The sequence below is a fragment of the Roseibium sp. AWQ4_254 genome, from assembly GCF_056161025.1.
This window is the reverse complement of the sequence record NZ_JBSWYH010000013.1, coordinates 97,801-116,184: the sequence shown is the minus strand read 5'-3', so window position 1 is coordinate 116,184 and position 18,384 is coordinate 97,801. Positions and strand designations below refer to the sequence as shown.

Below are 18,384 nucleotides of genomic sequence, written 5' to 3'. Positions count from 1 at the left end.
TGCGGAAACGCCTGATTTCATGACAGCCACCCATCCATAGGCGGATATGGTTGCAAGACGGCCGCGGGCAAACGCACAATCCCGTGAGACCGGTAAAAAACGTTCACAAAAACCAAGCGCCGCCCATTGGGGATCCCAATGGGCGGCGCTTTGACATCCAGATGAACCGCAAAATTACAAGCGGTAGAGAATCTGATCGGTCCAGAAGCGCTCAAGACGGCGCAGGGATTTGTTGAGAACAACAAAGTCTTCCGAACCGATTTCTCCGACCTGTTCCACGGACAGGATGTGGCGCTCATAAAGATCATTGACGATCTTTGCCACTTCCTGGCCCTTGTCCGTCAGGCTGACGCGGACGGACCGACGGTCCATGCGGGAGCGCTGATGGTGAATGTAGCCGGTCTCAACCAGTTTCTTCAGGTTGTAGGACACGTTTGATCCGAGATAGTAGCCACGGGTGCGCAGCTCGCCTGCGGTCAGTTCGGCATCGCCAATGTTGAACAGCAGCAAAGCCTGCACGCTGTTGACATCGGACCGGCCCATTCGATCGAACTCGTCCTTGATGACGTCCAGAAGACGACGGTGCAGCCTTTCAACGAGGGTCAGAGCTTCAAGATAAAGCGGTTTGATTTCCGCTTCTTCCGCTTCGCCCGGTGACACAGCTTCGACTGCCCTACTTGCGGTGATCATTTGATTGCGCCTCTTGTAGTACCTGTTGTTGGACGGATATTTTCCCGCCTTGATCAGCAATCTAGACGACTGTTTCTAAAATCCGCTTAAGAGACACACTGAATCATTCGTTAACATTCAAAGGGTGTTTGACGGGTCTGATTCAGATTTTGTTCATAAAGATCCCCGGAGGAAATTCACGATGCCGGAGAAGTCCTTTTCGTCCCCGCCCGCGTTGCAGAACAGGGTGTAAAGCGCAGATGCCTCTGCTCCCAGAGGGGTCGCCGCCCCTGCACTGCTGGCAGCTTCCTGGGCCAGTTTCAGATCTTTCAGCATCATGGCTGCCGCAAATCCGGGCTGGTAGTCCCGGTTCGCCGGAGACGACGGCAGTGGCCCGGGCACCGGGCAATAGGAGGTCAGCGACCAGCATTGCCCCGAAGCGGTGGAAGAAATGTCGAACAGTTTCTGAGCATCAAGGCCCAGCTTTTCCCCAAGTACAAATGCTTCACAGACACCGATCATCGAAATGCCGAGGATCATGTTGTTGCAGATCTTGGCCGCCTGCCCGTTTCCGGCCCCGCCCGCATGGACGATGATTTTGCCCATGATATCGAGAAACGGCCTGGCGGCCGCGAATGCCTCTTCACTGCCGCCCACCATGAAAGTCAGGGTGCCGGCTGCGGCCCCGCCAACGCCTCCGGACACCGGTGCATCGACCATTTGCATGGCCTTGTCTTCGGCCGCAGCGGCCACCACACGCGCGCTCTCAACGTCAATGGTGGAGGAATCGATCAGAACCGTGCCGGGCCTTGCACTGGCCAGAATGCCGCCATCGCCCTGATAGATCTGGCGCACATGTTTGCCCGCCGGCAGCATGGTCACCACCACGTCAGCCTGCTCTGCCATCTCTGCGATGCTAGCAGCCGTTTCACCGCCAGCGGCCGCGTGGGCCTCCAGGGCTGCCTCCGACAGATCAAATCCCAGCACACGGTGCCCGGCCTTGACCAGATTGGCGGCCATCGGCCCGCCCATATTTCCAAGACCGATAAAGCCGATCGTGCTCGCCATTGGTGTTCTCCCGAATGATTTTATGAGTCCTTTGAATCGGTTGCCCGATTCCGTTGAAGGGGTTTTTCAGGTCCTCGCTGATCACAGCGCGCTCGACCCACCAGGCCAGAACAGCCCCCTTCAGGCAGTCCGGCCTGTCAGACGCTGCCGCCTGACAGGCCTTTAGGCAGCCCGGGTTTCCCGGTGCGTCAGATAGGCAAGCCCCGCATAGACCGCGATGGTGCCCAGCAGAAAGGCGATCTCGTAAGGCCGGCGGCCATAGAGATCGGAAAAGGCCGTGTGCATCACGATCTGGCAAAAGCAGCGGAAGATCCACATGACCGTGCCCCAGGACACGGCGAGCCACAGACCGGTGGCCGCAACCAGATCCAGAACGGCAAAAAAAACGATGGCCACCTGAAGGGCAATTGGCATTTCCCAAAAGAAATGCCCGCGCCATTCCACAATGCCGACAATGCGGGCCCAGTAGATGACCCCGCCCCCGATCAAGATGACGGCGATGACCCGCAGATACCAGACCAGGATCGAGTTCCAGGGCGGGCGGGCGTCAAGAAGGTCCTGAAAACTGGTGATCATGGCCGGTCCGGGTTCGGGTCAAAGGGGCAGGTCTCCGTCAGACGGTTCCTCGAAATACGACGCCAGATCCGCGCTGTCCACTTGTCCCATGTCATTAGGCGACCATTTTGGCGCATGATCCTTGTCGACCAGCACGGCACGGATGCCTTCGTAAAACTCCGTGCCCTTCAAGATGCGCGACACGATCCGGTATTCCAGCCGCATGCAGTCTTCAAAAGTCATCTGCGCTCCGCGCTGCATCTGCTCAAACGCAATCAGGACGCTGGTGGGCGATTTTGACCGGATCGCCTCGGCCGCCTTGTGCGCAAACGGGTCTGCGGATCCGTCCAGCCGCGCCAGGATGCCGTCCACGCTTTCAGCCGAAAAAGCCGCTTCGATCAGGTCCTCATTCGGCTTCAGCTCGCCGCCTTCGGGCGCGGTTTCAAACGGCGCCAGGGCCGCATCAATATCGTCAGCCGTCTCCAGCACCTTTTCCAGCTCCGGCAGACTGTCTGAAGAGACCGCATGGGTCAGAACCCCCGCCCACAGCGCATCGGCCTGTTTCAGCCGCCCGGCGCTCAAGGCGCAATAGACACCTGCTTTGGCCGGCAGGCGCGGCAGAAAATAAGTGCCGCCCACATCCGGAAAGAACCCGATGGCGGTCTCGGGCATGGAAAACAGTGTTTTTTCCGTGCCGATCCGGTGGCTGCCATGCACCGACACCCCGACACCGCCGCCCATGACAATGCCGTCGATCAGCGCAATATAAGGTTTGGGGAAGGTTTTGATGAGCGCGTTCAACAGGTACTCGTCCCGGAAGAACGCGCTGAGCTCCTCCCCGCCCCCGGCCATCTTGGCGTCATAGACACTGCGGATGTCACCACCTGCACAAAAGGCTTTTTCCCCGGCCCCGCGGATCACCACATGAGCCACCTTCGGGTCCTGTGCCCAGCGCTTCAGCTGCTCCGACAAGGCTGTGACCTGCCCATGGCTGAGCGCGTTCAGGGCGCGGGGCCTGTTCAAGGTGATGAACCCGGCCTTGCCGCGCAGCTCAAATAGGATGTCTTCGTTCATACTCTAGCCTGACAAAAAGGAGTCTTTTCAAAGGGAAGCGGAGCGTCGGTCCATCAATCTTTCAACAGATGGCGGGCAATGATCAACCGCATGATCTCGTTGGTGCCTTCCAGGATCTGATGAACGCGCACGTCGCGGAAAAACCGCTCGATCGGATAGTCCCGCAAGTATCCGTAGCCGCCATGAAGCTGCAAGGCCTCGTTGACCACCTTGAACCCGGTATCGGTGGCCAGACGCTTGGCCATGGCCGCAAGTTTGGTGGCTTCCGCCGTCTTGCCGTCCACAGCGCTGGCGGCCTTGTGCAGCAGCAGACGGGCTGCCTCCAGCTCCGTGGCCATGTCCGCGAGGCGGAATTGCAAGGCCTGGAATTCGGCGATCGGTTTGCCGAACTGCTTGCGGTCTTTCACATAGGACAGCGCGTGCTCCAGACAGGCTTGCGCGCCTCCGAGCGAACAGGCGCCGATGTTCAGGCGGCCGCCATCCAGCGCGGCCATGGCGATCTTGAAGCCCTGGCCTTCTTTTCCGACAAGATTGGCCTTGGGCACCCTGCAATCCTGGAAATTGACCTGGGCCGTCGGCTGGCTTTTCCAGCCAAGCTTGACCTCATTCGCGCCGAAACTGAGCCCCGGCGTGCCTTTTTCAACCAGAAGGCAGGAGACCCCGGAGGGGCCCTCGCCGCCCGTGCGCACCATCACCGCATAAAGATCGCTGACACCGCCGCCGGAAATGAAGGCCTTGGATCCGTTGAGCACATAGTGATCCCCCTCTGCGCGGGCGCTGGTGCGCAGGCTGGCCGCATCGGAACCCGATCCCGGTTCGGTCAGGCAATAGCTGGTCAGACACTCCATGGCGCACAGCCGACTCAGATATCTCTGGCGCAGCTCTTCAGACGCGAATGTGTCAATGATCCAGGCGACCATGTTGTGGATCGACAGATAGGCCGCCGTGGAGGTGCAGCCCTTGGACAATTCCTCAAAGATCAGCGCCGCATCCAGCCGGGTCAAAGCGGACCCGCCCACGTCCTCGCGCACATAAATGCCACCAAAGCCAAGCTCTGCGGCCTGTTTCAGGGTCGGGACCGGAAAGTGGCTTTCCTCGTCCCATTGTTTGGCATGGGGCATAAGAGCGTCCCGGGCGAAATTCGCGGCCATGTCCTGAAAGGCGCGCTGGTCCTCATTGGGTGTAAAATCCACAAGTGTCCTCCCGTTCGTGCCGGAGCATCCGATTCCGGCCCTGAAGCCTCTTTGAGCGTTCGGGCTGCACTAAAGCACATTTGACGCAAACGTCAAACAAACTCTTTTTCCTTATACTTTTCAGCTATCTTGACACAAGTTGGATTGCGCCGATCTGCGTGATAGATTGGCGCTCCGCTGTTGTTAAACAGGCGTCTTTCCACCGCCATTGCCGAGTTCGAATTCTCCATGCCGTCCAAAGCCCCGCTCCCGCCGATCACTTCCGACCATATGGACACGCTTTTGTCGGGCGTCCGATTGCGCCGGAACCGGCGCACCGACTGGTCCCGGCGGCTGGTCCGGGAAAACACGCTCACCGTGGATGACCTGATCTGGCCGATCTTTCTGGTGGACGGGGAGAATGTGCGCCAGCCGGTCACCTCCATGCCCGGCGTAGAGCGCCTCTCCGTGGATGAAGCAGTACGCGAGGCGGAACGGGCGGTCCGGCTGGGCATACCCGCTCTTGCTCTCTTTCCCTATACGGACCCGGACCTTCGGGACGCCACCGGTTCGGAAGCCTTGAATGACGAAAACCTCACCTGCCGCGCCCTGAGAGCGATCAAGGCCGAAGGACTGGACGTGGGGCTGATGACCGATGTGGCGCTGGACCCCTATACAAGCCACGGCCATGACGGGCTGATGGCCGGGGAAACGATCCTCAATGACGAGACCGTCGACCAGCTGTGCCGCCAGGCCCTGGTCCAGGCTGAGGCCGGGTCCGACGTGATTGCCCCGTCCGACATGATGGACGGCCGGATCATTGCCATCCGGCAATCCCTTGACAAGGCCGGCTTCCGCGAGACACAAGTCATGTCGTATGCAGCCAAATATGCCTCGGCCTTCTATGGCCCCTTCCGCGATGCGGTCGGCACCTCAGGCACCTTGATAGGCGACAAGCGCACCTATCAGATGGACCCAGCCAATACAGATGAAGCCCTCCGTGAAGCCGGCCTGGACATCGCGGAAGGGGCGGACATGGTCATGGTCAAGCCCGGAATGCCCTATCTCGACATTGTCAGGCGGATCAAGGACCAGTTCCAGGTCCCAACATATGCCTATCAGGTGTCAGGAGAATACGCGATGATCATGGCGGCAAGCGGCAATGGCTGGCTCGATGGCGAGCGGGCCATGCTGGAAAGCCTTTTGGCCTTCAAACGGGCCGGTGCCGACGGCATCCTGACCTATTTCGCACCGAAAGTGGCCGAAAGTCTGGCCGCCAGCAAATGAGTGCCACAGCAGAAAAAGACCACAGCCTCCCGGTCTGCCTGGAAGACATTCAGGCTGCGGCCGACCTTATCCGGGACGCCGTTCTGGAAACCCCGTTTCTGGAAGCTCCCAGACTGTCCCAGCTCACCGGGGCAGAGGTGTTTGTCAAATACGAGAATATGCAGGTCACCGGCGCCTTCAAGGAACGCGGCGCCCTGGTTAAGCTCTCCAGCCTGAGGCCGGAAGAAAAGGCGCGGGGCGTCATCGCGGTCTCCGCAGGCAACCATGCGCAAGGGGTCGCCTATCACGCAGGCCGCCTCGGCATTCCGGCCACCATCGTCATGCCGGTCCTGACACCCTTCGTGAAGATATCGGCAACGCGTGGCTATGGCGCGCAGGTGGTTCTGGCCGGCAACACGCTTGCCGAAGCCAAGGCAGAAGCGGACCGGCTGGCACAAGACAACAATCTGGTTTGGGTGCATCCCTATGACGATGCCCATGTAATCCAGGGCCAGGGCACGATCGCCCTTGAAATGCTGGCAGCCCGGCCGGATCTCGACATGATGGTCATTCCCATTGGCGGCGGAGGACTGATTGCCGGCATGGCAACCGCTGCCAAGGCACTGAAACCGTCCCTGGACATTATCGGTGTGGAAACCACCCTTTATCCGGGCATGTGGGGCGCCTTTTACGGCAAGGAGGTGCGCTGCGAAGGCGCCACCATCGCCGAGGGCATCGCCGTGCGCGACATCGGCACGCTGACCACCCGGATCGTCAAGACCCTGGTTGATGATGTGGTTCTGGTCTCAGAGACCAGCATCGAACAGTCGATCAATGCCTATCTGACCTTGCAGCGCACGATTGCCGAAGGGGCCGGAGCCGCGGCCCTTGCCGCGCTGCTTTCCGACCGGAAGCGTTTTTCAGGCAAGAAGGTCGGTCTGGTCCTGTGCGGCGGGAATATCGACCCAAGGCTTCTGTCCAAGATCGTGGTGCGCGAGCTCGCCCGGGATGGCAAGCTTGTCTCCATCCGGATCGACACGCCGGACCGGCCGGGCACTTTGGGAGAAATCGCAACCGTGATCGGCGATCTTCAGGGCAACGTCGTCGATGTGGAACATCACCGGCTGTTTTTAAATGTTCCCGCCAAGGGTGCCACGCTGGACGTGTCTTTTGAGGCTTTCGACCGGGACCATGGCGAGCGGATCGTAGCAGCCCTCCGCGCGCGCGACTATGTGGTGCGGTATCTGGAAATCGGTGAACGCATGGACTGATCGCCAAGAGCATGCCGCGTTCATCCGGTTTCAAACTCGTTTTGTCTCTTGCGCTGACATCTGCGATCTCAGGCTGCGAATCACAAATCAGATGAAACGCGATTTGCTTACAGCGATCCTGTGCCGGAAAATCAGCTCTGGCGGCCCGCAGGCAGCGGGCCATTTGAGATGTTGGCCGCCCGCGTCAAAAGCCCTGCCTGCGGCAGACAGAAAATTCAGGCTTTCCTGCCCTTGCGCCCCCTCCAGACCAACAGGCCGAGGCCTGTCGCCAGCAGCGGCAATCCGGCAGGTAGCGGCACAATGGCCGGCGCAGTGAAGCTGTAGGTCAGTTTCAACGCCTCCGTGTCCGAGTCCGCGCTCGTCGGAGTTCCTGAATAGTATGGACTAAACCCCCGGGCCGTTGCGAGATTTCCGGCATTCAGGATCAGCTGAGCCCCGGAAGCGAACTCAAAGATCAGGTCGGACATGAGGCGCAATTGTGCGGAATAGCAAAAACAGCCCGCCCCGCCGAGAGAGTTGATTTTCGACCGGTAAAGTCCGGACAAGGTTGCGGACTGGGACAGTGTTTCCGTGCCATCACTCACGGTCACCGTTACCGGCTGGGACAGACGCGCAGTCCGGTTGGCATTGACCGCAAGGGCCGTAATCGTAGACGTTGAAGATGTGGCGCTTTTCCTGAAGTCTCCATCTTCGGCCGAAAAGGAAAAATTCAGCGGATTCCAGGTCATGAGTCCAGACAAACCGGCACCGGCATTTGACGTCACCGTAAGTGTTGCCGCATTTCCAAGAGCCGGCAATAAACAAAAAACAAGCACTGCAACGTATTTCATGAAACCCATAATAAACACCTCTCAGCCACAAAAATAAATACATTCACCACATTAACTTAATATTATTTTAATCTCAAGTTCTTTTAGGTTATTTTTAAAAAACTCACCAATGAAACAAACTTTTTTCAACCAATTTAAAATTTTTCAATTTAAAATTGAATCATTTTCGAAACTCTATCTTGGATAGCCTTCCGCTCTGAGATCGGCAATTGCACCGTCAAGCGGTTCCTTACGTGCCGCCTTGAAAGGTCTCTTCATCAATTTCCGGGGCTTAGAGCCCGGCCCCATAAAATTACGCCTTCAAGCCGCAGAGGAAGTGAGTTTCTTCAAGGCGTAAAAGATCAGAAAATCTATATAGTTTTCAAGCTTTCTCAACACTGAAGAGGGCTATTTCCTACAAGATTTTCAGACGCAAACCGGATTGTGGAAGACTTAGTCAAAAGCTTTTCCCCATGCCTAGCATTGTTCCGCAGGTTTTTCCTGACTTTCTATGTCCGAATGACGCCTGGACACCAAATTCGATAAATCCATCCATAGTCCGCCTTTTAGGCAACTTGTAGACACACTGTCTCTGTATTTTGGGAAATTTGCCTTTTTGAGCATAAACCCCCACATGACGGTTCAGACATGTACAAGGAGCTATTTGATGACTGCCGCCACAGCCGACCAGCCGCGCCAGGATGTTTTTGATCCGGGTCAGCATCCGGACCTGTTTTCGGGCGTACGCAGCCGTCGGATCTTTGCCTTTTTCATTGACGCGATTGTCATTGCGATGCTGATCTGCGGCGCAGCCATTCTGGTGTTCTTTCTCGGGATTTTCACCCTAGGACTCGGCTTCCTGCTCTATGCTATTCTGCCCGCATCGGTCGCCCTGCTTTATGTCGCCTTCACCTTGGGCGGACCGCAGGCCTCAACCTTTGGAATGCGCGCCATGGGTCTTGAAATGCGCCTGTGGTATGGGTCCAAGCCATATCCGTTGCTGGCAGCCGTCCATGCCCTTTTGTTCTGGTTTTCCGTCTCGCTGCTGACACCTCTTGTGCTGCTGGTTTCCCTGTTTTCTGACCGCAAACGTCTGCTCCACGACATCATTCTCGGCGTGGTGGTGATCAACTCGGAGTATCACCGCAGCTTTGTGCAAAGCCCCGCCTGATCAGGGCGCGTGCAAGACCTGCGTCAGTTGAGCCAGCCGAGCGAGACATTCAATAGAGCGGCAAAGCCGACCCAGAGCGCATAGGGGCAGAACAACAGAGCGGAGACCCTGTCTGCCCGCCATGCCGTGCGGATAAACAGCACAACCACTCCCAAAAGGGCCATAATCACCCCAAAACCGGCCCACATCAGATGCAGCCCGAAAAAAACCGGTGACCAGGCCCAGTTCAGCCCCATCTGAGCGCCCCAAAGCGCCATCCCCAGGGAGCGCGGCGCCCGCATCGCTGTGCGCCAGCCTGCAATGGCGATAAAGATGTAAAGCACCGCCCAGACCGGCCCGAAGATCCAGTCCGGCACGATAAAGACCGGTTTATGCAGCCTTTGATACCAGCTGCCAGGTGTGACCATCAGCCCAATGGCAATGCCCACCCCGAGAACACTGATCACAAACACCGCAAACACTGCAACAGAACGCAGGGTTGAGAGCGGTTTGGGCGCAGCAGCAGGCACAGGTCAGGGTCCCGACACATTAAAAGAGCCTCAGACTTGCGCAAAAGTCTGGACGGATTCAAGCGCCTGCCCGTGTTCGTATGTGCCCCAGACCATCCGCGACTTCCAGGCGACAATGGCCTCAAAGCCTCTCAAACGATCAAATTTCTGAGTCTCAAGCTCCATTTTTTGAAAATAGCCTGTGCTCAACCTCAAAACATGAATATTAGAGTCAATTTTACGGTTCAGCTTTGCTAACGCTGCGCCGCTAACAAACCAACAGGAACATCAAATGTCCCTTTTCAAACGCGTTGGCGCAGTGACATGCGCATTCGTGGCCGGTGCCCTATTGGCTGCACACTCCACATCCGCTTCGGCAGAAGCCCTGACCTTTACGGATATTGCGGGCCGCGAAGTCACCCTCGCGGACAAGCCTGAGCGCATCATCCTTGGCGAAGGCCGCATGATGTACGGCATCTCGGCTGTCACCGAGGGAAATCCATTCGAAAAAATCGTCGGCTGGAACAATGATCTGATCCTCTACGACCCGGACGGCTACAGGAAGTTCCGGGAGGTCTTTCCGGAGGATGTCGACCGGCAAATCAATTTCGGCAACCCTTATGCTGGCGACTTCAGCATCGAAGCGGTTCTGGAAGCGGATGCGGATCTGGTGCTCCTGGAAGCCGGCAGCCTGTTCAAGGCCCAGGAAACCGGCCTGATTGACAAGCTCGGCACTGCGGGCGTTCAGGTCGCCTTTATCGACTTCCGCCGTAACGCGACCGAAAACGCAGTGCCCTCGCTGCTGATTCTCGGACGCCTGCTGGGGGAAGAAAAGAAGGCCGCCGAATTCATCGATTTCTACATCGCCCAGATGCGCAAGGTCACCAATATTGTTGATTCGATTCCGGCTGAGGACCGCCCGCTGGTGGTGGTTGAAAACGCTGCCGGCTGGCAGACCGACTTCTGCTGCTGGTCCTTCGGGCCCTATAATTATGGCCGTTTTGTCGAGCTGGCTGGCGGCCTGAACTATGCCTCCACCCTGGCCAATGCCTATTCGGTGACCTTGAACCTGGAAGGGATCATTGACGCCGATCCGAAACATTTTGTGGCCACCGGCGCCAACTGGGCCGAATCCAAGCCCGAAGTGACCTCGGTTCTTCTGGGCTACGAAGCCGATGACGCGGCCAACACCAAACGCCTGGAAACGCTGGCCGCCCGCGGTGGCTTTGCCGATCTGGATGCCGTCAAGGACGGCAACTATCACGTCATCTTCCACCAGTTCTACAACTCGCCCTACCATTTTGTTGCCATCCAGCAGCTGGCAAAGTGGTTCCACCCGGACGATTTCGAGGATCTGGATCCTTGGGCCACCTTCGAAGAACTGCATGAGCGGTTCCTGCCCTTCAAACCCTCCGGCACATTCTGGATGTCGGCATCCGCTCCTCAATGAGGCGGCCGGCTCGCGGGCCCTGCCCGCGGGCCGCTTGGAGACTTCTTTCAAAATGAGCGAACATTTGCTGGCCAGTGAGCCCCAATCCCTGGTGAAGGCCTATCAGAAACGGTCCGGGCGCCGCCTCGCGCTGGTCGCCCTGGCCTGTCTGGCGCTGGCCGCCCTGGTGATTTTCGACATCACCACCGGGCCTGCCAATCTCAGTTATTTCCGGGCCCTGCATGTGATCCTGGATCCGTCCATTGCAACTCCGAAGGAAACGGTCATCATCTGGCAGGTGCGGCTGCCCGTGGCGCTGCTTGCGCTTTTTGTCGGCGCAATGCTGGGCGTGGCCGGGGCGGAAATGCAGACCATCTTGAACAATCCGCTGGCCGATCCCTTCACCCTGGGCCTCAGCTCTGCCGCCAGTTTCGGTGCAGCCCTTGCCATTGTTCTGGGCTGGTCCGTAATTCCCGGTGCCGGTGGCCTGTTCGTGTCGGGCAACGCCTTCGTCTTTGCCATGCTCACCTCCTGCGCGCTCTACCTGTTCACCCGCCTGCGCGGCGCGACCCCGGAAGCCATGATCCTGGTGGGCATAGCCATGCTGTTCACTTTCAATGCGCTTATGGCCTTCCTGCAATATGGCGCCTCAGAGTTTCAGCTGGCCCAGCTGATCTTCTGGCAGCTGGGTTCCCTCGCCCGGGCCACCTGGCCCAAGGTCGGGGTCTGTTTCCTGATCCTCATTCTGGTCCTGCCCTGGTTCATGAGCCGGTCCTGGGCCCTCACAGCCCTGCGCATGGGGGAAGAAAAAGCCGCTGCGCTCGGGGTCAATGTGGGCCTGCTACGGATCACGGTGCTGGCAGGGGTATCCCTGCTTGCGGCCGTGGCCGTGTCCTTTGTCGGGGCAATCGCCTTTGTCGGTCTGGTCGGTCCGCATATTGCCCGCATGGTGGTTGGCGAGGACCAGCGTGGCTTTCTGCCCCTGTCGGCCCTGTGCGGCGCGCTGATCCTGTCCGGCACCTCCATCGCCTCCAAGGCGATCACGCCGGGCATTGTCTATCCGATTGGCATGATCACGTCGCTGATCGGTATCCCGTTTTTCCTTCTGCTTATCCTGGGTCAGCGCAAGAGGCACTGGCAATGAGCGCTCTGTCAGCTGAGGGTCTGCGCTTTGCATATGGCGCGCGAACGGTCTTTGACGGGATCAGTTTCGCCCCTGTCACCCCGGGCCAGCTCACCGCTCTGATCGGACCCAATGCGGCGGGAAAGTCCACCTTGTTCCGGCTGATCTCCGGGCTGTTGAAGCCTGCCTCGGGCAAGGTCTATCTGGACGGGGAGGATCTGGACCGCCTGTCGGTGCGCACCCGGCTGCAACGGGTCTGCTTCATGCCGCAGTTTTTCACGGCCAATGCGGCCCTGACCGTTTTTGACGTGGTCATGATGGCCCACAAGCAGCTGAAAGGCTGGCGGGTCTCCGAAACGGACATGCAAACTGTTGCCGCCGCACTGCACGAGGCCGGGATCGGACATCTGTCGGACGCCTATGTGAGCGAGCTGTCCGGCGGGCAATCCCAGATGGTCTCCGTTGCCCAGGCATTGATCCGCAAATCGGATGTCTACCTGTTCGATGAACCCACCTCGGCGCTCGACCTGCGCCACCAGCTGGATGTTCTCGCCCAGATCAAGGCGGCCATCGCCCGGCGCGGGGCTATCGGCATTGTCGCTCTGCACGACCTCAATCTGGCCGCCCGCTTTGCCGATCACCTGATCCTGATGGGCAATGGCCGCATTCTGTCCCAGGGCACCCCGGCCGATGTATTGAAAGCCGAAGCCATTTCACAGACCTATGGAGTGGCCATTGAAACCTCCACAGGCCCAAGAGAAGAACTGATTGTCCATGCTTACCCGTCGTGACTTCGTTCTGTGCATGACTGCCATGGCAGGCGCCAGCTCCGCCCTTGCCTGCCCCGCCCCGGCACCGGTCAAGGGGGCTGAGGGCCGCGCCCACAGCCTCTTGATGCTCAATGCCGGGTGCGGCGATCCGGACACACCCAATGTGTTCGAACCGGCAATCCTGCGCATTCAGCCGGGCGACAGCGTGACCTTTGTTCCAACCGATGAAGGCCACAACTCGGCCTCCAAGCGGGGCATGATCCCGGACGGGGCCGAGCCCTGGAACGGGGCGCTGAACGAGGCACTCACGGTCACTTTCACCGTGCCCGGCCTTTATGGCCATATCTGCCTGCCACATTATGAATGGGGCATGGTCGGACTGATTGCCGTTGGCACCGAGTGGCCCAATCTGAAGGCCGCCCGTAAGGTCCGCCATCCGGGCCAGGCCCGTAAAGTGTTCAGAGCGCTGTTCAAGGACCTGGAGGCAGAAGCCTGATCAATCCCGTCCTCGTCCGGCCGGGCTGTCAGACGTCCGGCGGCCGTGTGGGCATGTGCCCTGGCCGTCTTTCAACTGTGATCTGCCCCTTTCCAGAGTCCACAGGTTAGCATTAGCTCTTTCAATGCACTGTCCGCCTGATCTAAAGTGCCCGTCCGGCAAATCGCCACATGAGGTTTTGGGCAGGTGAATGCATTCCGTTGATATTGCGATGGCGCTAACCTTTCTGGTGCTTGCGTCCACCGTCATCCTCTACGCTCTGGAGCGCTACCCGATCGAAACAGTCGCTCTTGGGTCCGTGACAGCGTTCATCCTGATCTTTTCAGTCTTTCCGGTCGAAACTGCCACAGGCAAGGCGGTCACGACGGCTGACTTCCTGATGGGATTTGCCAATCCGGCGCTGGTGACCGTGATCTGTCTGCTCATCATCGGCCAGGGTCTGTTTCAGACCGATGCCCTGGAAGGCCCTGCCAAAACCATCGTCCGCATGACACGGGGGCGCTCGCATTACGCCGCCATTCCGATTCTGGCGGCCGTCGCCGTTCTAAGCGCCTTTTTGAACAACACGCCGGTTGTGGTCATGTTTCTGCCGATCCTGACCGCTGTTGCGGCAACCGGTGGCCAATCCCCGGCCCGGGTCCTGATGCCCCTCTCCTTCATCGCGATCCTGGGCGGCATGACCACGTTGATCGGCTCGTCGACCAACCTGCTGGTTGCCAATTACGCTACCCAGAATTCCGGTGTGAAACTGTCCTTCTTCAGCTTCACCCCGATTGGCCTGATCGTGGCCGGAACCGGGGCCGTCTATGTGCTGTTCTTGATGCCCCGGCTGATGAAAACCCGCCAGACCATGGCTGAAGAGTTTCAGGCGATCTCCGGCAAGCAGTTTATCGCCCAGATCGAGATCACCTATGGCCACCCACTTGTCGGGGTGGAATCGGTTTCCGGCATGTTCCCCCAGCTTAAGGATATGACCGTCCGGCTGGTGCAGCGCGGCCAGAAGCCGATCCTGCCACCCTTTGAAAATGTGGTCCTGTCCCCCGGCGACACTGTGATTGTTGCGGCCACCCGCGCGGCCCTTGCCAATGCGCTTGCCCTCCGCCAGCCCCTGATGGAAGCAGAGACGGACTCAAACGGCTCCGGCCGGGATCAGGCGGCGCCCCAACCCGGCTCGATCAGCCTGGCGGAAGTGGTCGTGGCCCCGGCGTCCCGGCTCATGGGCCGCACCTTGCCACAATCAGGCTTTTATGCCGAAACGGGCTGTCTGGTCATGGGGATCCAAAGACGCAGCCGCATGCCGCGCATGGCCATGAACGATATCCGCCTGGAAGCGGGCGATGTGCTTCTTGTGGCCGGCAATGAAGACGAGATCGCCCGCCTGCGCGGCAACCGGGATGTTCTTCTGCTGGACTGGTCAACGGCCGAGGTGCCCCGGCGCCGCTATGCGCCGCGGGCGCTGGTGATTTTTACCTGTGTCGTGGTACTGGCGGCCTCTGGCCTTGTTCCGATTGTCTCAACCGCCATCGCCGGTACCTTTGCGATGATTGCGTCGGGCTGCCTCAACATCCGCCAGGCCATGCGTGCCATCGACAGCCGCATCTTCATGCTGGTTGGCGCCTCGCTCGCCGGGGCCGTCGCGCTGGAATCCACCGGAGGCGCCACGGCCATTGCCGGAGGCCTGGTCGAGCTGCTGCAAGGGGCCTCTCCTGCCATGGTCTTGTCCGCCCTTTTCTTCATTGTCATGGTGCTGACCAACTTCCTTTCCAACAACGCGGCCGCCGTTCTCTTCACGCCGATAGCGCTGAAGCTGGCGGATCAGATCGGCCAGCCTCCAGAGGCCTTTGTGGTCTGCCTGATCATTGCCGCCAACACATCCTTTGCAACCCCGGTCGGCTATCAGACCAACCTGATTGTTATGGGCCCCGGCCATTACCGGTTTGTCGACTTCCTGCAGGCAGGCGCTCCCCTGGCCCTTATTTTGTGGTTGACCTTCTCTTTGGTCGCGCCATGGTATTATGGGATGTAGACTGAACCAGACTTCACACCTCCAGACGCTTGAGGTTTCGCGGGACAAAAAGGTGACACGGCACCCCACAGATCATCCGCAATTCTATCTGACGGCCCCTGCGCCCTGCCCTTATCTGGAGGGCAAGCACGAGCGCAAGGTGTTCACGCATCTGGTCGGCCATGGCGCTCTGGCGCTGAATGAGGTTCTGACCCAGGGCGGGTTCCGCCGCAGCCAGAACATTGCCTACCGCCCGGCCTGCGAAAACTGTCAGGCCTGCATCTCCGTAAGGGTGCGTGTGAATGATTTCAAATGGAGCAAATCCTTCAAGCGGGTCTGGAAAGCCGGGGCGGATCTGGTTGGGGCCCGCCTTCCGGCAAGCCCCTCCGCTGAGCAATATGATCTTTTCCGGGACTATCTTCAGGCCCGCCACGAAGATGGCGGCATGACGGAAATGAGCGTTCTTGACTATGCCATGATGGTCGAGGACACCCATGTGGAGACTCTGGTGATCGAATACCGCCGCCGGGGGCCGGACAGTTTCGTGACCGGAGCCGGGCACGGCCCGCTGCTGGGTGTTGCCTTGAGCGATCAGCTCAGCGACGGCCTTTCCATGGTCTATTCCTTCTACGATCCCGGCTTTTCAGACACCGCGCTCGGCACCTACATGATCCTGGATCACATTGAGCGTGCCCGCAAAATGCGCCTTCCTTACGTCTATCTCGGCTATTGGGTCGAGGGGTCGGCCAAAATGGCCTACAAGGCCCGCTTCAAACCCCAGGAACATCTGGGACCGAATGGCTGGACGGTGGTGGAAGCGGACAGCTCCGCGGCGGAGCCAGGCTGACGGCAGCCGGACCCGGCACACCTCTGCGCAGGTCCAGTCAAACCCTTCCTTGCGTCCCTCTATTCCGGTAGATAAGCGCTGATCTTGTCAAAGACCGAGCGGAACATCTCTTCCGTCAGGCGGCCCGTATTGGTGTTGTAGCGGGAGCAGTGATAGCTGTCGAAAAGGGCCAGCTCATATCCCGGCAAGGGATGATGGGCTCCATGGGCGAAGGGAAACTGTGCACGGCGCAGCTCCAATGCCGACAAGAACGTCTCATGGGCAATCCGCCCCAGCGCCAGAACGGCCCGAATGGAAGGATTGGCGGCGAGCGTGGACAGAAGATAGGGCCGGCAGGTCTTGATTTCAGGGCCCGTCGGCTTGTTCTGCGGCGGCAGGCAGCGCACCGCATTGGTGATCATGGCGTTGCGCAGCTTGAGGCCGTCATCTGGCCGGGCCAGATAAACCCCTTCGGCAAAGCCGTAATCCAGGAGCGTCTTGTAAAGAAGGTCGCCTGCATAGTCGCCCGTGAACGGACGGCCGGTGCAATTGGCCCCCTTCATGCCCGGGGCCAGCCCGATCACGAGCAGCTGCGGCTTGATGGACGTAAAGGAGGCAACCGGGGCGTTGTGCCAGTCTGGATGGGCAAGCTTCAGCTCTTCGCGGAATGCGACGAGCCGGGGGCATTCCGGGCAATCCAGAGGCGGATCGACCGGTACGTCATGTGCGTCAAAAACCGGCATCACCCTGTCTTAGTAATCGTCATCCTCATCGTCCTCATCATCATGGGACGACAATTGCGGGCGCACAGGGCGCTCGGACGGATCGCGGCCGATCTTGTTGGCCAGGCTGGCCAGATCGATGAAGTGGTCGGCCTGGCGGCGTAGATCGTCGGCAATCATCGGCGGCTGGGTTTTTAGTGTCGACACAACACTGACCTTGCGCCCCTTGCGCTGCAGAGCCTCAACCAGAGACCTGAAATCGCCGTCGCCGGAAAACAGAACGATATGATCGACAGATTCCACAAGCTCCATGGCATCGACAGCAAGTTCGATATCCATGTTGCCCTTGACTTTCCGCCGCCCTGCACTGTCCACAAATTCTTTGACCGGCTTGGTGATCACCTTGTAACCGTTATAGTCCAACCAATCGATGAGCGGGCGGATGGACGAATATTCCTGATCTTCGATCAACGCAGTATAGTAATACGCGCGAAGCAGATATGCTTGCCCTTGGAATTCTTTCAGCAACCGCTTGTAGTCGATGTCGAATCCAATTGCCTTAGCTGTCGAATACAAGTTGGCTCCGTCAATAAACAAAGCAACTTTTTCTCGAGCGTCAAACATATGATGTGAAACCTTTCCGAGTTAAATGCGTTGTTCATGAAAAGCAACGGAGTGGCTGGATCCCGCAGCCAAACCGGTTTTCTCCACCGTTCAAACAACACATTTTACTGAGGGGACCAGCAACGCAGCCGCTACTCTCAGCTTATTGTTTTCTTTTTCCCACCGACCTGTTGATTCTTATAGGCCCCAAATATTGCCCTACACTATATTATTGGAGCGCTGCAACGCAAAAGCGAGCAGGGTTCATAAAAAAATCGATAAAATTCAAACAAAACCGGATGGGCCTCCCGAAGCCCCTCACCTGCCAAAGTTGACTGGGGCTTGCATTTTCCAAGTGTGGCCACTATACGCTGGTTTTTCAAGTTCATTTAACCTATGGAGACGTCGAATGGCGCGCGTGACCGTCGAGGACTGCATCGACAAGGTCGAAAACCGGTTTGAGCTGGTGCTGCTTGCTGCGCATCGCGCTCGCATGATCTCGAGCGGTTCGCCGCTGACCATCGACCGTGACAATGACAAGAATCCGGTCGTTGCCCTGCGCGAGATCGCCGAGCAGACCGTCAGCCCGGAAGATATGAAAGAAGACCTGATCCACTCTCTGCAGAAATTTGTGGAAGTGGACGAGCCCGAGGCCGAAGCCGTGCCTGTGGTGCCGTCTGCCAATCAGCATCAGGTCACCCAGGTCAATGCCGTCGATGACAGCGCGGTGGAATTTGACCGCATGTCGGAAGAAGACCTGCTGCGCGGCCTGGAAGGGCTTGTGCCGCCGGAGCGGACTGACGACGTCTGATCCATCGTTCAAGAGCCGCCTGAAATGCAGCCAATCCGGTAACGCGTTTCAGGCGG

19 protein-coding genes are annotated in these 18,384 nt (G+C 58.7%); 10 read left to right on the top strand and 9 right to left on the bottom strand.

Going from position 1 to position 18,384, the window contains the following annotated elements; translation table 11 throughout:
- Positions 1-174: 174 nt before the first annotated feature.
- The 5 genes from ldtR to ACXAIC_RS12020 all read right to left on the bottom strand — a co-directional run bounded on the left by ldtR (position 175) and on the right by ACXAIC_RS12020 (position 4,559).
- Positions 175-690, bottom strand: a complete 516-nt coding sequence (ldtR, locus tag ACXAIC_RS12040) for a transcriptional regulator LdtR (protein WP_475178666.1) — start codon at positions 688-690, stop codon at positions 175-177.
- A 153-nt stretch (positions 691-843) separates the two neighbouring features.
- Positions 844-1,761, bottom strand: coding sequence for a 3-hydroxyisobutyrate dehydrogenase (gene mmsB, locus ACXAIC_RS12035; RefSeq protein ID WP_475178794.1), 918 nt, complete (start codon positions 1,759-1,761; stop codon positions 844-846).
- Positions 1,762-1,899: 138 nt separating this feature from the next.
- On the bottom strand, positions 1,900-2,313 hold the full coding sequence (locus ACXAIC_RS12030) for a DUF6163 family protein (protein WP_475178662.1): 414 nt from the start codon (positions 2,311-2,313) through the stop codon (positions 1,900-1,902).
- An 18-nt stretch (positions 2,314-2,331) separates the two neighbouring features.
- Positions 2,332-3,366, bottom strand: a complete 1,035-nt coding sequence (locus ACXAIC_RS12025) for an enoyl-CoA hydratase/isomerase family protein (RefSeq protein WP_475178657.1) — start codon at positions 3,364-3,366, stop codon at positions 2,332-2,334.
- 53 nt (positions 3,367-3,419) lie between these two features.
- Entirely contained in the window at positions 3,420-4,559 is a 1,140-nt protein-coding gene (locus ACXAIC_RS12020; RefSeq protein WP_475178653.1) for an isobutyryl-CoA dehydrogenase, read from the bottom strand.
- A gap of 270 nt (positions 4,560-4,829) precedes the next feature.
- Between ACXAIC_RS12020 and hemB the strand changes: the two genes are divergently transcribed.
- Both hemB and ACXAIC_RS12010 read left to right on the top strand, forming a co-directional pair.
- Positions 4,830-5,825: a porphobilinogen synthase gene (gene hemB / locus ACXAIC_RS12015; protein WP_475178790.1), complete on the top strand. Its 996-nt coding sequence runs from the start codon at positions 4,830-4,832 to the stop codon at positions 5,823-5,825.
- Positions 5,822-7,075, top strand: coding sequence for a threonine ammonia-lyase (locus ACXAIC_RS12010; RefSeq protein WP_475178649.1), 1,254 nt, complete (start codon positions 5,822-5,824; stop codon positions 7,073-7,075). Before hemB ends, ACXAIC_RS12010 begins: the two co-directional genes overlap by 4 nt.
- A gap of 215 nt (positions 7,076-7,290) precedes the next feature.
- Here the strand turns inward: ACXAIC_RS12010 and ACXAIC_RS12005 are convergent, their stop codons facing one another.
- The gene (locus tag ACXAIC_RS12005; protein WP_475178646.1) at positions 7,291-7,803 is read right to left on the bottom strand and encodes a hypothetical protein; all 513 of its coding nucleotides are present in this window, start codon (positions 7,801-7,803) and stop codon (positions 7,291-7,293) included.
- A 748-nt stretch (positions 7,804-8,551) separates the two neighbouring features.
- Here ACXAIC_RS12005 and ACXAIC_RS12000 point away from each other — a divergent pair.
- A complete protein-coding gene (locus ACXAIC_RS12000; RefSeq protein ID WP_475178644.1) occupies positions 8,552-9,055 on the top strand; it encodes an RDD family protein in 504 nt (167 codons plus the stop codon).
- Positions 9,056-9,078: 23 nt separating this feature from the next.
- Here the strand turns inward: ACXAIC_RS12000 and ACXAIC_RS11995 are convergent, their stop codons facing one another.
- On the bottom strand, positions 9,079-9,564 hold the full coding sequence (locus ACXAIC_RS11995) for a TspO/MBR family protein (RefSeq protein ID WP_475178642.1): 486 nt from the start codon (positions 9,562-9,564) through the stop codon (positions 9,079-9,081).
- 271 nt (positions 9,565-9,835) lie between these two features.
- Between ACXAIC_RS11995 and ACXAIC_RS11990 the strand changes: the two genes are divergently transcribed.
- The 6 genes from ACXAIC_RS11990 to ACXAIC_RS11965 all read left to right on the top strand — a co-directional run bounded on the left by ACXAIC_RS11990 (position 9,836) and on the right by ACXAIC_RS11965 (position 16,213).
- Positions 9,836-10,993: an ABC transporter substrate-binding protein gene (locus ACXAIC_RS11990; protein ID WP_475178640.1), complete on the top strand. Its 1,158-nt coding sequence runs from the start codon at positions 9,836-9,838 to the stop codon at positions 10,991-10,993.
- Between the two features lie 52 nt (positions 10,994-11,045).
- Complete coding sequence (locus tag ACXAIC_RS11985) at positions 11,046-12,116, top strand: FecCD family ABC transporter permease (RefSeq protein ID WP_475178635.1); 1,071 nt, start codon at positions 11,046-11,048, stop codon at positions 12,114-12,116.
- Positions 12,113-12,886: an ABC transporter ATP-binding protein gene (locus ACXAIC_RS11980; protein WP_475178633.1), complete on the top strand. Its 774-nt coding sequence runs from the start codon at positions 12,113-12,115 to the stop codon at positions 12,884-12,886. The genes ACXAIC_RS11985 and ACXAIC_RS11980 overlap by 4 nt, the downstream gene beginning before the upstream one ends.
- Positions 12,870-13,361, top strand: coding sequence for a pseudoazurin (locus ACXAIC_RS11975; protein WP_475178630.1), 492 nt, complete (start codon positions 12,870-12,872; stop codon positions 13,359-13,361). The genes ACXAIC_RS11980 and ACXAIC_RS11975 overlap by 17 nt, the downstream gene beginning before the upstream one ends.
- A gap of 190 nt (positions 13,362-13,551) precedes the next feature.
- On the top strand, positions 13,552-15,387 hold the full coding sequence (locus ACXAIC_RS11970; RefSeq protein ID WP_475178628.1) for an SLC13 family permease: 1,836 nt from the start codon (positions 13,552-13,554) through the stop codon (positions 15,385-15,387).
- Between the two features lie 52 nt (positions 15,388-15,439).
- On the top strand, positions 15,440-16,213 hold the full coding sequence (locus tag ACXAIC_RS11965; protein ID WP_475178624.1) for an arginyltransferase: 774 nt from the start codon (positions 15,440-15,442) through the stop codon (positions 16,211-16,213).
- A 59-nt stretch (positions 16,214-16,272) separates the two neighbouring features.
- Here the strand turns inward: ACXAIC_RS11965 and ACXAIC_RS11960 are convergent, their stop codons facing one another.
- Both ACXAIC_RS11960 and ACXAIC_RS11955 read right to left on the bottom strand, forming a co-directional pair.
- Positions 16,273-16,935, bottom strand: a complete 663-nt coding sequence (locus ACXAIC_RS11960; protein ID WP_475178619.1) for a uracil-DNA glycosylase — start codon at positions 16,933-16,935, stop codon at positions 16,273-16,275.
- 9 nt (positions 16,936-16,944) lie between these two features.
- Entirely contained in the window at positions 16,945-17,538 is a 594-nt protein-coding gene (locus tag ACXAIC_RS11955; protein ID WP_475178615.1) for a LabA-like NYN domain-containing protein, read from the bottom strand.
- A gap of 388 nt (positions 17,539-17,926) precedes the next feature.
- On the opposite strand from ACXAIC_RS11955, the gene rpoZ reads away from it, so the two are divergent.
- Positions 17,927-18,328, top strand: coding sequence for a DNA-directed RNA polymerase subunit omega (rpoZ, locus tag ACXAIC_RS11950; RefSeq protein WP_475178610.1), 402 nt, complete (start codon positions 17,927-17,929; stop codon positions 18,326-18,328).
- Positions 18,329-18,384 lie beyond the last annotated feature (56 nt).